The sequence below is a fragment of the Chryseobacterium sp. FG46 genome (assembly GCF_057809135.1).
Genome location: NZ_JBMDJJ010000015.1, coordinates 85,016 through 98,888, shown reverse-complemented (window position 1 = coordinate 98,888; position 13,873 = coordinate 85,016). Strand labels below are relative to the sequence as shown.

9 protein-coding genes and 1 CRISPR repeat array are annotated in these 13,873 nt (G+C 34.9%); of the genes, 1 reads left to right on the top strand and 8 read right to left on the bottom strand.

Annotated features, from left to right (window positions below; all coding sequences use genetic code 11):
* Positions 1–14 precede the first annotated feature (14 nt).
* From ACODR7_RS12940 to ACODR7_RS12925, 4 genes are all read right to left on the bottom strand, one after another.
* Positions 15–1,631, bottom strand: coding sequence for a glycoside hydrolase family 10-like protein (locus ACODR7_RS12940; protein ID WP_488839578.1), 1,617 nt, complete (start codon positions 1,629–1,631; stop codon positions 15–17).
* A 130-nt stretch (positions 1,632–1,761) separates the two neighbouring features.
* A complete protein-coding gene (gene typA / locus ACODR7_RS12935; RefSeq protein ID WP_488839576.1) occupies positions 1,762–3,567 on the bottom strand; it encodes a translational GTPase TypA in 1,806 nt (601 codons plus the stop codon).
* Positions 3,568–3,733: 166 nt separating this feature from the next.
* Complete coding sequence (locus ACODR7_RS12930) at positions 3,734–3,877, bottom strand: hypothetical protein (RefSeq protein WP_488839575.1); 144 nt, start codon at positions 3,875–3,877, stop codon at positions 3,734–3,736.
* 103 nt (positions 3,878–3,980) lie between these two features.
* Positions 3,981–4,214, bottom strand: a complete 234-nt coding sequence (locus ACODR7_RS12925; protein WP_488839621.1) for a DUF1294 domain-containing protein — start codon at positions 4,212–4,214, stop codon at positions 3,981–3,983.
* Positions 4,215–4,368: 154 nt separating this feature from the next.
* On the opposite strand from ACODR7_RS12925, the gene ACODR7_RS12920 reads away from it, so the two are divergent.
* Positions 4,369–4,725: a hypothetical protein gene (locus tag ACODR7_RS12920; protein ID WP_488839573.1), complete on the top strand. Its 357-nt coding sequence runs from the start codon at positions 4,369–4,371 to the stop codon at positions 4,723–4,725.
* Between the two features lie 88 nt (positions 4,726–4,813).
* Here ACODR7_RS12920 and ACODR7_RS12915 read toward each other — a convergent pair whose 3' ends face one another.
* The 4 genes from ACODR7_RS12915 to cas9 all read right to left on the bottom strand — a co-directional run bounded on the left by ACODR7_RS12915 (position 4,814) and on the right by cas9 (position 13,624).
* The gene (locus ACODR7_RS12915) at positions 4,814–5,491 is read right to left on the bottom strand and encodes a YceI family protein (protein ID WP_488839572.1); all 678 of its coding nucleotides are present in this window, start codon (positions 5,489–5,491) and stop codon (positions 4,814–4,816) included.
* A gap of 197 nt (positions 5,492–5,688) precedes the next feature.
* Positions 5,689–8,121: direct repeats of the CRISPR family, unit length 47 nt; unit sequence GTTGTGAATTGCTTTCAAAAATTATTATCTTCGTGATGAGTCACAGC.
* Positions 8,122–8,179: 58 nt separating this feature from the next.
* A complete protein-coding gene (cas2, locus tag ACODR7_RS12910; RefSeq protein ID WP_007842732.1) occupies positions 8,180–8,518 on the bottom strand; it encodes a CRISPR-associated endonuclease Cas2 in 339 nt (112 codons plus the stop codon).
* Entirely contained in the window at positions 8,515–9,408 is an 894-nt protein-coding gene (gene cas1 / locus ACODR7_RS12905; RefSeq protein ID WP_488839570.1) for a type II CRISPR-associated endonuclease Cas1, read from the bottom strand. Before cas1 ends, cas2 begins: the two co-directional genes overlap by 4 nt.
* 1 nt (position 9,409) lies before the next feature.
* Entirely contained in the window at positions 9,410–13,624 is a 4,215-nt protein-coding gene (gene cas9 / locus ACODR7_RS12900; protein WP_488839568.1) for a type II CRISPR RNA-guided endonuclease Cas9, read from the bottom strand.
* Positions 13,625–13,873: the final 249 nt, after the last annotated feature.

The window sequence follows — 13,873 nt, the reverse complement described above, 5'->3', positions numbered from 1 at the left end:
GGATAGTATCCCAACTATTTAATCTTTCTTGCTGTATAATCACTCTCATTTCCTAATCTGTCGATGGCTTTGATGGCAACGGCATTCAATCTTTTCCCGTCTTTAGATTTGGGAATATCTTTTGAAAGCGTATCCAATGTCAGAATTTCTGTTTGCCATACTCCGTTGTACTGAGTGAAAAGTACCCATAAAAATACATCGGCTGTATTTTTGGTACTCCAGCTTGTCTGAGCAAAGCTTCCGTTATCAGCAATAAATAAGGTAGGAGTTTGTAACGGAACAGTTTTAATCCATGGAGATTTGGGAACTAATGCTTTTTCACGGTATGGTCCGCTTTTCAAAGCAGGCAGCATATTAGGATTTTTGGTAAGTCCGGCAATGCTCCAGTGAATTTCTCCGGCATCATTTTTAAGAATATTTCTGGAAATAGCAATCTGGTTTTTGATTTCAGCCGGACGGTCTGAAACTTTAATCTCAACAGTATTCAATCCCGGCCACAAGTGACGGTTCATTGTATTTTCAGACTGCCACCAGCTTAACAAGGCTTCAAAGCTTTGCCCTTTGGAATCTACCGGCCAGTACAGCTGTGGTGAGAAATAATCTACCCAGCCTTTATTTAACCAAAGTTTAGCATCTGCATACAGTTCGTCATACTGAGAAGACCCTACAATTCCTGCAGGATATCCGGGTTTCCAGATTCCAAACGGGCTAATCCCGAATCTTACATTATTTTTTTCTGCATGAATTTCTTTATAGATACGTTCTACAAATTTATTCACATTATCTCTTCTCCAATCTGCTCTGGATAAAGTACCTCCGTTGCTTACATAGGCACTCCAGCTTGCATTATCCGGAAAATCCGCACCTTTATTATAGGTAGCATACGGGTAGAAATAATCGTCGAAATGCACAGCATCAATATCGTATCTTTTTACAATATCTTTCACTACATTGGAAACATGGCCTTGTGTTTTCGGATTAGCGGGATCAAACCAGTACATTCCATTCTTTAGTCTTACAACAATATCGGACAGTTTGTTGGCCATTGACAGCTTATTTACTGCTCCACCGTTGGTATGATGGGCACGGTAAGGGTTTAACCAGACATGAAGTTCCAAGCCTCTTTTATGAGCTTCTTCGATCCAGAACTGTAGCGGATCATAATTTGGAGATGGAGCCATTCCTGTTTCTCCGGTCAGGAAATAAGACCATGGTTCGATATTACTTGTATAAAGTGCATCTGCAGAAGGTCTGATCTGGAAAATAGCCGCATTGAAATTATTATCTTTCAGCATATCAAGCATACTGATTGCTTCTGCCTTCTGCTGATCTACTGTAAGGTCATTTCTCGAAGGCCAGTTGATATTGGCTACACTGGCAATCCATGCTCCGCGGAATTCTCTTTTGATTTCGGGAAGATTGGTTCTGAAGTTTTCGTCAGTTGAGGCGGCAGTTCCTGTTGTCGGTTTTACAGCTACCGGATTTACTTTTGGTGGAGTTGTATTGTTGGTAGGTTTTGTCGGATTCTTCGTGGAAGGTGTTTTTACAACATTGTTCTGAACGGAACATGAGGTAGTGTAAGATGCAAAAACGCCCAATAAAACGATAAGTTTTAATTTTTTCATTCTCATAGTCACAAAACTGCTTTAAAAATTTACTTTTATTTTTCAGAGATTATTATGCCAAAATAAGCAATTAATGGGTAGGTATAGAAAAAAAGCCTCGAAAATCGAGGCTTTGATTTTATGTATAAGATTTTGATTATGCTTTTGCAGATCTTTCTACTCTTTTTCTTTCTTCTTCAGAAAGGATTTTCTTTCTCATTCTGATGAAGTTCGGAGTTACCTCAATCGCTTCATCACCCTGGATGTATTCCATACATTCTTCCAGAGAGAATAAGATTTTCGGAGCAACACCTGTATCTTTATCTTTTCCTGAAGCTCTCATGTTGTTCAGCTGTTTTGCTTCTACGATATTTACTACAAGGTCTCCAGGTTTGTTTTGTTCACCGATGATCATTCCTGTGTAGATTTCCTCACCCGGATCTACGAAGAACTTACCTCTATCCTGTAGTTTAGCAATAGAATATTCTGTAGCAGGACCTGTAGTTTTGCTGATCAGAACTCCATTGTTTCTTCCAGGAATAGCACCTTTGAAAGGCTTGTACTCTGTGAAACGGTGTGCCATGATAGCTTCACCAGCAGTAGCTGTTAACATCTGAGAACGTAATCCGATTAAACCTCTTGAAGGAATTTCGAACTCCATGTGCTGCATTTCACCTTTAGTTTCCATGATGTGAAGGTCACCTTTTCTCTGCGTTGCCAGGTCGATAACTCTTGAAGCAAATTCTTCAGGAACGTCAACAACCAAAGATTCATAAGGCTCACATTTCTCACCGTCTATTTCTTTGAAGATAACCTGTGGCTGACCAATTGTCATTTCATATCCTTCTCTTCTCATTGTTTCAATCAAAACTGATAAGTGAAGAATACCTCTACCGAATACAAGGAATGTATTGGCATCGTCAGTCTGCTGAACTCTTAATGCAAGGTTTTTCTCTAATTCTTTTGTTAATCTTTCTTTAAGGTGGTTAGAAGTAACATATTTACCGTCTTTACCGAAGAAAGGTGAGTTGTTGATAGAGAACGTCATGTTTAGCGTAGGCTCGTCAATTGCTGTTCTTTCCAATGGCTCAGGGTTTTCAAGATCAACGAAAGAATCACCAATCTGGAAAGCATCGAAACCTACTACAGCACAGATATCTCCTGCTTTTACTTCAGTTACTTTTTTCTTTCCTAATCCTTCGAAAACGTAAAGTTCTTTTACTTTTCCTTTTACGATTTTACCTTCTGCCTGAGCAAGACCAATCCATTGAGATTCTTTGATCTCACCTCTTGTAACCTTCCCGATTGCAATTCTTCCTAAGAAAGAAGAGAAGTCAAGAGAAGTAATCTGCATCTGAAGATTTCCTTCTGTTACTTTCGGTTCAGGAACATATTGTAAAATACCGTCTAATAGTGGTAAGATATCTTCAGTCTGCTCTAATGAAGTGTTGAACCATCCTTGTTTTGAAGATCCATAGAACGTAGGGAAATCCAATTGTTCTTCTGTAGCTTCAAGGTTGAAGAACAGGTCAAATACTTTATCGTGAACTTCGTCCGGACGACAGTTTGGTTTATCTACTTTGTTGATAACCACTAATGGTCTCAATCCTAATTCCAAAGCTTTCTGAAGTACGAATCTCGTTTGTGGCATTGGTCCTTCGAACGCATCCACCAACAAAATAACTCCATCAGCCATTTTCAATACTCTTTCTACTTCTCCACCAAAATCGGCGTGACCCGGAGTATCAATTACGTTAATTTTTGTGTCTTTATAAGTAACAGAAATATTCTTGGATAAGATAGTGATCCCTCTTTCTCTTTCAAGATCGTTGTTATCCATAATTAACTCCCCACTCTCCTGATTTTCTCTGAAAATGTTGGTAGCGTGAATGATCTTGTCAACCAAAGTCGTCTTTCCGTGGTCAACGTGTGCGATAATCGCAATATTTCTAATGTTTTGCATAAAAGATTTTTACGGGTGCAAAAGTAGTGATTTTTAATGAAAAAATATTTAGTTATCAAAATATTTAATAATTTGTTCAAAATACTTATTTACAAGACAATAAAAAAAGAGTGTTCAAAAAACACTCTTTATCCTATCTATATGCAGATCTGTACTTCGCATGGATCTACTGCAGGTGGTTCTCCGCATATAATATCAAACTCACCGCAATTACTGGAGAATCCGGTTCCCCAACCCATCTTACAGCACATGTATCGGCATCTTTATATCTTACCATTCCTTTAATAATTCCTCTTTGTAACAATTTCAATTTCAGTTCTGGAGATTTTTTTGAGATGTTTCATGTTGTTTGTTATTAGCATGATAAAAATATAACACCAAACGTAATATTAAAACATTTAACATTTTTAATATCAATGCCTTATCAATCGATAAAAAAACACCAGATTAATTAAAACCACAAGAACGAATTTCATTAGAAAGGACTTTTTGGAAACTTTGTGATTAAAAAGAATCATTCCGGAAGCAGCTCCTAAAATTCCGCCTAAAATTGAGAGTAATAAAAGAGTATTTTCTGAAATTCTCCACTGATGTTTTTGGGCTTGCCATTTATCAAAACCAAAGACACCAAATGTAATAAGGTTCATTATCAACAGAAAAGGAATCATTCTAAAATTAATTTACTGCAAAAGTAAAGCTTAATTTGTACATGGAACAACTCTAAAATTTATACTTATTTATCATGTTGCAGTTTTATCAGAATAAGATTTTTTTAAATTTGTCCTTCTTAAAAACAATTCAATGACGGTACAGGATCTTGCAGGAAGCTATTCAATTGAAGGAAGTAATCAGGAAGAGTCTTCCCATTCATCTTATCATGGAATATTAACCTTAACTATTGATGAAAACAACCGTATTATTGCCCAATGGATGATTGGCGACCATCAGCAAAATGGAACAGGATTTTACAAAGACCAGATTTTAGTGATTAATTTCAACTACAAAGGAGAAGATGATAAAATCTATAAAGGAGTTGCTGTTTACCGCTGCCTCAGCAAAGACGTTCTGGATGGATTCTGGTCTGAGAAACATGGCAATCCTTTGTATCTTGGAAGTGAATTTTGTGTAAGAATTCAGAATTCTAAGATTATCAATTAATTTTTTTATCTACTTGAGCAAAAAATCTAAAATAAAAAAGAGCTGCCTTCATGAAGACAGCTCTTGTTGTTATTAAAGTTTAAATAACTTATTTTTTAGCTTTTACGTCGATAGCAATCTCGATATCTTTGCTGATCATCCATTCTGCCGGATCTGCTTCAGAAGTACCGAATTTAAGTCCCCAATCTGCTCTGTTCACAGTAAACTTAGCCTGAATAGCTGCTGAATTTTCAGCTACCTCTACTTTCGCAGGGAAAGTAACATTCATTGTTTTTCCTGATAAAGTAAGGTTTCCGCTTACCGTTTTATTAGCTCCTGCTACAGCATCTTTTGGTGCTTCTTTCAAATCTGTAACACTTGTAATTTTGAAATCTGAAGTAGGGTTTTTCGCTACATCAAAGAAATCAGGATTTTTAAGGTGAGCTTCAAGATCAGCCGGCTTTTTATCTTTTTCTGTTACTGAAGCCGGGTCTACTTTAATAGAATTCATATCAATAATAAAATTTCCTGCTGCAACCTGACCTGCATCAACACTGATGTCTCCAGACTTTACCGTAAGTGTTCCCCAACGAGGTGCCATCCCTCCTTTGTGGAAAGCTTTCCAGTTCACTACTGAAGCTACTGTATCCACTGCCAGTATTTCACCTTTGCTTTCAGCTACTGTCTGCTCCTGAGCTGTCGCTGCAGACTCTGCTGATTTTTCTTTATTACATGATGCTAAAAGCAATCCTACTCCTACTAATGCAATTACGCTAATTTTTTTCATATTGAACTGTTTTAAAAAAGTTTATTGAAATTTTGTTGTTTTCGCGTACAAAAATAGAAAAACCTACTTGGAGATCCCTTAACATACATCAAGAAATGTGGTATTTTTATTATTTGTAATGATAAAAGCCATTTGCGGATATTCTTATCTTCGTGATGAGTCACACCTAGAAAAGTCGAAACCTCAGTTGTACGAAGGTTGTGAATTGCTTTCAAAAATTATTATCTTCGTGATGAGTCACAGCCCTGCTTTGTGTTTCCGAATTGCCTTATTGGTTGTGAATTGCTTTCAAAAATTATTATCTTCGTGATGAGTCACAGCTTCAGCAGCTGTAAACTTCATCCAGTCTTGGTTGTGAATTGCTTTCAAAAATTATTATCTTCGTGATGAGTCACAGCGAACTTAATAAAGCTTTACAAGAAGGAACTGTTGTGAATTGCTTTCAAAAATTATTATCTTCGTGATGAGTCACAGCAGAATAGAAATTTAAATACTCTTATGGAGGGTTGTGAATTGCTTTCAAAAATTATTATCTTCGTGATGAGTCACAGCAATAGCATGATAATGAGGGCGATAAGTCTGGTTGTGAATTGCTTTCAAAAATTATTATCTTCGTGATGAGTCACAGCTATATTAACTTTCGCAAGTTAAAGGGTAGGGTTGTGAATTGCTTTCAAAAATTATTATCTTCGTGATGAGTCACAGCCCTCAATTATACAAATCTTGCAACAATTAGGTTGTGAATTGCTTTCAAAAATTATTATCTTCGTGATGAGTCACAGCTTTGAATATAAAAACCAAAAGACCACCGGAGTTGTGAATTGCTTTCAAAAATTATTATCTTCGTGATGAGTCACAGCTATTTTTCATAATGTTTTAATTTGCTACTAGTTGTGAATTGCTTTCAAAAATTATTATCTTCGTGATGAGTCACAGCCTATAATAACGAATACTAGTGCATCTTCTCGTTGTGAATTGCTTTCAAAAATTATTATCTTCGTGATGAGTCACAGCAGCCTCCGATTTTAACAAATAGTCTTGAAGGTTGTGAATTGCTTTCAAAAATTATTATCTTCGTGATGAGTCACAGCTGCCTTATTTTTTCCTTGTTTTTCTCCCTGGTTGTGAATTGCTTTCAAAAATTATTATCTTCGTGATGAGTCACAGCTATTACGTCGGATACAAATCAAGTGGTATAGTTGTGAATTGCTTTCAAAAATTATTATCTTCGTGATGAGTCACAGCTTGCATCATCGATAATGCTGCCACCTTTTAGTTGTGAATTGCTTTCAAAAATTATTATCTTCGTGATGAGTCACAGCCATAGTATGGTGTAAGCCTCACGCTTATCGTTGTGAATTGCTTTCAAAAATTATTATCTTCGTGATGAGTCACAGCAGTATTCTAATAAGTAAACACACTGCTGTAGTTGTGAATTGCTTTCAAAAATTATTATCTTCGTGATGAGTCACAGCGATTTGATTGTGAGGAGCTTTAGGATCGTAGTTGTGAATTGCTTTCAAAAATTATTATCTTCGTGATGAGTCACAGCTTGGTGTGAAAACACCTGGCAGGATGCCAAGTTGTGAATTGCTTTCAAAAATTATTATCTTCGTGATGAGTCACAGCTTGGGAAGAAAATATTGCAACGTGGGAAGCGTTGTGAATTGCTTTCAAAAATTATTATCTTCGTGATGAGTCACAGCTTTAAAATTTCAGTTTGTTGTTCTTCTGAAGTTGTGAATTGCTTTCAAAAATTATTATCTTCGTGATGAGTCACAGCAACTCTCTTTAATAAATCATCAGAGAAAGAGTTGTGAATTGCTTTCAAAAATTATTATCTTCGTGATGAGTCACAGCGGTTTTATGAAATTATTGATTGGAGATGTGGTTGTGAATTGCTTTCAAAAATTATTATCTTCGTGATGAGTCACAGCGATCTGACTCATATGTCATTATCCTATTTGGTTGTGAATTGCTTTCAAAAATTATTATCTTCGTGATGAGTCACAGCAAAGGTTATTCCAAAGTTTGAAATAAAGCAGTTGTGAATTGCTTTCAAAAATTATTATCTTCGTGATGAGTCACAGCTCTAATTAAAAAACCCCCAGTAAAATAAGCGTTGTGAATTGCTTTCAAAAATTATTATCTTCGTGATGAGTCACAGCTGGTGTCAGATCATCAGATGCAAGGCTTCAGTTGTGAATTGCTTTCAAAAATTATTATCTTCGTGATGAGTCACAGCTGAATGGGTAGAGGATGAAGACAACAATAAGTTGTGAATTGCTTTCAAAAATTATTATCTTCGTGATGAGTCACAGCTTTACCTCTAATATAGTGAAAATTTGTTACGTTGTGAATTGCTTTCAAAAATTATTATCTTCGTGATGAGTCACAGCCATCAAATCTCACATTAGGAAATCCCCCTGGTTGTGAATTGCTTTCAAAAATTATTATCTTCGTGATGAGTCACAGCTAGCAGTTCCAATTACATTTCCCCACAACCGTTGTGAATTGCTTTCAAAAATTATTATCTTCGTGATGAGTCACAGCCACGTTCTTCAACTGGATTTGGTCGCATTCGTTGTGAATTGCTTTCAAAAATTATTATCTTCGTGATGAGTCACAGCCTCAAAAAAATAATCTACTGAAAATCAGTAGATTATTTTTGTATTTAGAATTTAAAATTTAGAATAATTCGAGTTGCTGAAAGGTAGGGGGCGGTTCTTCTTTATTTCTGGCAAAAAAGATCTCGATGTCTCCAAACTGTTTATCCGTAATGCACATAATAGCAACTTTTCCGGCTTTCGGCAACATAAATTTCACTCTTTTGATATGTACTTCTGCATTTTCACGGCTTGGACAGTGGCGTACATACATCGAAAACTGAAATAACGTAAAGCCATCATCAATTAATGCCTTCCGAAAGCGGTTTGCATCTTTCATATTCGCTTTCGTTTCGGTCGGGAGGTCATATAATACTAAAACCCACATAATTCGGTATGCATTAAACCTTTCGGCATTCATAGCAGTTGAGGATAAGAGATTAGCCGTTTTTCTCCTGTATAGCATTTGTAAAGTGACGAAGCCGTTGTTTTTACAGCAACCAGCAATGGCCTTGTTTTATCATCTATGCTCACATCTTTGGTTGCAATCTGCAGGATATGTGCTTTAAATTCTTTCGACAGTTCTTCCGTATCAGGATGAATTTTCAGCCACTGCATCACCAGTAAATCAACAAATGGACGGTAAGGTTCCATCAAATCGTCTGCAAGACAGTACGGATTGTATTTATTTTTATGAAAAATACCAAGAACAGGCAGCAATCCAGTTTCCACAATAGCTCTGGCGACAATACTTCTAAGAACCGCATACCCGAAATTAAAGAACTGATTGGGTGAATCTCCAAAACGCTGTCTCAGAAAATCCAGACTGATGAGATATTTCCAGTAATGCTGCGCCGCAATCCCCTCCATATTCGTTATATCGCCGGACTTTACGTTTCTCTGATATTCAATCATCGGTTCGTAATAATTCCCCAGTTTCATCAGAACATTTTTCTGATTTTCAATTTTACATTCCACCGTCTGTTTCCAGAGCTGCTTTTTCAGTGGTTCACTGGCTTCCAGCTGATCTTTTACCCGATCGGAATGTTCGGTATGTCCGTACAGCGGAAGCATTATTCCGTGCGGTAAATGATGGGCATCACAACTCACCACCACGACATTATTGCCCATCATTTTCTGAATCAGATGGTGCGAAATAGTAATCTGATAATGATCCAGCATCAATAATCCCAAATCTTCCACAGGGACACTCCCCTTTTCCGTTTTGGTTTCCGGGCAGAGGATTTTCATCTGCTCGTCTTTGAGTTTAAGATAAGCGGGATTGCCGATGTAGATGGAGCGGGTGATCATATTAGAAATTCCATTTTATTGTACCATCAATATACATCTCAAAATCTCTTCCTTCTATTGCAAAATTCCATTGTCCTTGACTTAGTCTTAGAAAAATTTGCTTTTCATCAAAATTAATAAATGAATATTCTGGATTATCTTTTTTGAGTTCTGTATCAATTCCTGCAGCCAAATGGTGTTTAAATTTTATTCTTCCATCTTTTTCAAACTGATACATTCTGAACATTCTATTAGATAATTCCTCTTTTTTCAAATCTTTTAATTCGTATATACTTTCTTTATAAAACAAGACTTTATCACCGCTTTTTAAAACTGAATAAAGAGGTAAATATGTTTTATTTTTCCCTTTTCCTGTTTCAAAATTTGAAAACTCCGGCTCGGTAAAAAGATTTTGAACATTTTTTAATTTAAGTTCCGCTATGTCTACTATAGAAAGAATTCTCATTGCTTTACCGGAATCACTTTTGTAAAACAGACAATACGTGTTCTCACCATTAGTCGCTAATGTAGATTTTTTGTAGTCTTTATCTGAGACAAAACTGTGATTATGAACTTTAATTGCCGTAGCATATTTTAATCCATTTTCGAAACAGCGTATTGTTCTGATTCTATTAACTTTATTACCTTTTTTATCAAGCATATAAACACCTTCTGTCAAAGCTGTTTTAAAATCTGTTTCTTCAGCTTGTCTTTTAATTATTTTAAACAAATCTTTATCAACAATTGCTTTTTCAACTTCTTCAAGGCTTTTGAATCCTGAAGAATTAGCATCTTTTTTATAAACCAGGGGTTTTCTGACAGCTAAATAAATTTCATCTTTAAGAATCATTTTTTTATTTTCATCAAACAAAATCTTATTATCTTCATCTCTTACAGGCTGTTTGATAGCTCCATAAAAGGTCTCTCCGTGCAGCTGTCCACGAATTGTATCACCTTTTGCAACTCGTTTTTTCCTGTTTCCTGATTTGTCTATATCATAAACTATTTTTCCTCTTTTTCTTATTATTTTAGATGTTTGAGTAATAGTTCGGCTATCCGTAAGGTTATTAATTAAAACCTTATCTTTTAGCTCCAAAATATAATTTTCAGAAAAGTTATCCCAATCCATAGGAAGTTCGTGATAGGTTTTGCCTGTTCTGTTATCAATTTCGTTTTGATAAGCTTTAATAATTCTTTCTCTATGAAAAGCATTTGGAATTAATGTAAGAATTGCGGCATCCTGAGCGTGATGACTGTGTATGCTTCTATCCTTTTTAGAATCTTTTGACTGTACTTTATAAACTTTCTTAAAGATATCAGTAACTCCACCTTTTTCCACAGAAACTCTTTTAAACAGAGTTTTAAAATATGGCAAAGCGTACTTGGTGATAATCTGAGTATCTCTCAACTGATTGTTTCTCCATCCTGCTTTATATTCTGTAATCGTAAAAGTGGCTAATTTGCCTTTTAAATAATCCAAATCCATTTTTATGGTATGATACTTTACAATACAAGAATCTTTGTACTCTTTTGTACTTGCATAGGAAGCCTTCTTTTTCCATTCATCAAATAGTTTTTCAAGCTCCTCAACCTTCTTCCAGGTAACTATTTTCTCTGTTTTACCTTTTAACTCTTTATATTCCACTTTTCTTTCTCCAAAAAGAAATTCGATATTCCTTAGTATCGGATTATAGCTTTCACCATTTATAACCTGTTCAGTATCATAATTAACTAATTGTGTTGGGAACTTTTTTCCTTTTTGTAAACGATTATAAGCCGAGTCAGCAATAGTGAGATTTTTCAATTCGTTATCGAAACTGATACTGGCAGGAATCGTATGCTCAAAATCATATTTGTTACCCATAATTAAATCAGAAAAAGAAATTGGTTTACCAGTATAAAGACAAATCTTATTTTGTTCGTGCCATAATCTGATTTTACGGACTAATGTATCTTCATCGATAAGATTAACATTAGGAAATTCTTCACGATAAACTGCCAATTCCTTTCTGTAAGTATCATTTTCTTTCTCCCTTTCCTTCTGCCAAATTTCAATGGCCTTTCTTTTATTTTTATCATTAAGCTCTCTGGCAATCTCAATCACCACTTTTGTATCTTCATCTATCTTTCCTGTCTGTAAAAGATAATTCACCAAATTTTTCAATTTATGGAGAGACTTCAATGCCATAGGATTTTTAAATCCATTACTTAATGGCTCCGGATTTCCTAATAATTTAATTTCCCGACCTTCAAACTCTGCATCAGGATTTCTTGTTAAGAAACCGCTTCTGTTTTTTTCTTTAACATAATATTTTTTCTTTCCTACCAAATATTCTAAATAATTTTCAGCTACCGCATAATTTTCCTGTTCAGACGGATGCCAAAGATATTTTTTCATCTCGTCTGAAACATGATAAGTTTCTTTTAAAAAATTAAATATCTTTTCATCAATTCTTTCAGGCTGTACAAAAAGGTTCTTTTTTTCAAAAAGTGATTTCTTTAGAAATTCAAGATATTTTGCTGAAACATAATCAATGATATTACCTTTAGTTTCTTCATCCAGTTTATCCCAGCTTTCCTGTCCGTAATTGTCAATAATACTTTTTAAAATAAGCTTGTTTTCAGTACTATCCAAATCTCTTTCATCGTTAATATAGTAGCGGTTTTCATCATTAACCATTTCTGATATCAAACTATTGACAATTGCCGCATTTTTTCTGTTCGCTGAATCCTGATTTAAAATCTGAGAAATCTCTTCAGAAAAATGATTAATCAATGTTTCTGAAATTTCATTTGCTCCAAGCATTCTATATAAATTAGCCATATATACTGCGTGGCTGTATAAGAAACCTTTTTGTAAATAGGGAAGAATTTTCTTAATCGCGGAAAGGCTTAAAGTTGCGAAGCCTTGTTGTAATTTGATTTTAGAAAATTTATTTGCTTTTTCTTCATCTAAATTCAGCTTTTCTAAAGCAAATTTCTTAAGATTTTCTTGTCCGTCAAAAGTCATTAGGACATGCCAAACATCTTCAAAAGTATATTCGGTATGAGATTTTTTGACAGGCTGTGAGCTTCTTTCTCCGTTGATATCCCATTTTAGTAGGTCTTTCCAGTCTTCTCCAAAAACATCCTGAAATTGTTTAAGTAATTTTACAGAAAGAACTTTAGTTTTTTCTTGATGCTTTGATGTCCTTTTAGCACCGTCTTTCTTTAGCTGCTTATCAATTTCAGTTAGTTCAAAATCAGGTTTTGATTTATAAAATAGTGGATAAATTTTAGTTTGAATGTACTCCTGTTTATTTTCATCTACAGGTGGAATAATATTTAAGTTATTAATAAAAACCCAGGTTCTATATTCCTCATACAGCGGATGGCTTACAGCCACCCGCTTTTTTCCCTTTTCATAAATACAGTTTCCAATTAATCCTTTCTGTGTTCTTAAAGGACGTTGCCAGATGATGGCTTTCCATAGTTTAGAATAGTCATCCTTAGAAATATCGTGTAAATCACAAATCCATTTTAATTCTACTTCACTGTCTTTTCTTAAGTTATATCTTTGTCTTATTCTTCCTCCGAAGTCTTTTTGATAATGATACAGTGCAGCGCCTAAAGTTTTATGTTTATCTAAATATTCCTCAATATCATTTCTTCCTTTTGTTCCGTTCTTATCACTTCCGGTTAACATCGTCTTAGCTTCTTCCTCATCTCTTCCTTTGAAACCTCTTCTTTGAACAAGCTGATAAAAAACTCTTCCTAAAATTTGAGGATCATTTGTAAATACATCTTTATATTGCGGATTGCCTGCGAAGGCTCTGAAAACGTAATAACTCTCGTTTTTGTCTTTTCCAAACAAATGAAAGTCCGGTAAACCGTCACCATCAAAATCAAATCTTATCCAATTCAGGAATTCTTCGGATTGAGGATACTCTCTTTTCTTTCCTTTTCTGTACGTTTTCCAATTATTAAAATTTTCGATAGGCAGAGGACACATATTTCTTTCAATAAGAAATTGCAAAATTCCAAACTTTCTGTATTTTTCCGCCTGATAATTCCTTCTTTTACCTCTGCTCTCTGTTCTTTTCTGAACTTTAGGAAACTCGTTACCTTTTTCTGAAGCAACACCTTTCTCAAAAGTAATAACTCCAAAATCTTCTATCTGATTGCCTTCTAAGTCTAAATTTCTAATTGCCCATCCAGAACTGTTACTTCCAAGATCAACTCCTAATATTTTACTCATGATGATTAGTTTTGATATTTTATAAAAATAAATAGAAAAATAATAAAATTTATACGGTTTCCCATAAAACCAGATTAAAAAAACTTTTCTATATTTGTATTAATAATTTTGAAAAGCAATTCACAATAAGGCTAAAAGCCGAAGAAAATCTTTAATCCTGCGTACTCCGTGGGATTTTTATTTTACTAGATATTTAAAAAAGCAATTCACAATAAGGATTATTCCGTTGTGAAAACATTCAAGGCGGGG

What these genes read in the sequence shown, in the direction of transcription:
- ACODR7_RS12925 (WP_488839621.1), bottom strand. Translation starts at nt 4,214, where the DNA reads ATGAACCTTATTACATTTGGTGTCTTTGGTTTTGATAAATGGCAAGCC.
- ACODR7_RS12920 (WP_488839573.1), top strand. Translation starts at nt 4,369, where the DNA reads ATGACGGTACAGGATCTTGCAGGAAGCTATTCAATTGAAGGAAGTAAT.
- typA (WP_488839576.1), bottom strand. Translation starts at nt 3,567, where the DNA reads ATGCAAAACATTAGAAATATTGCGATTATCGCACACGTTGACCACGGA.
- cas9 (WP_488839568.1), bottom strand. Translation starts at nt 13,624, where the DNA reads ATGAGTAAAATATTAGGAGTTGATCTTGGAAGTAACAGTTCTGGATGG.
- ACODR7_RS12940 (WP_488839578.1), bottom strand. Translation starts at nt 1,631, where the DNA reads ATGAGAATGAAAAAATTAAAACTTATCGTTTTATTGGGCGTTTTTGCA.
- cas1 (WP_488839570.1), bottom strand. Translation starts at nt 9,408, where the DNA reads ATGATCACCCGCTCCATCTACATCGGCAATCCCGCTTATCTTAAACTC.
- cas2 (WP_007842732.1), bottom strand. Translation starts at nt 8,518, where the DNA reads ATGAATGCCGAAAGGTTTAATGCATACCGAATTATGTGGGTTTTAGTA.
- ACODR7_RS12915 (WP_488839572.1), bottom strand. Translation starts at nt 5,491, where the DNA reads ATGAAAAAAATTAGCGTAATTGCATTAGTAGGAGTAGGATTGCTTTTA.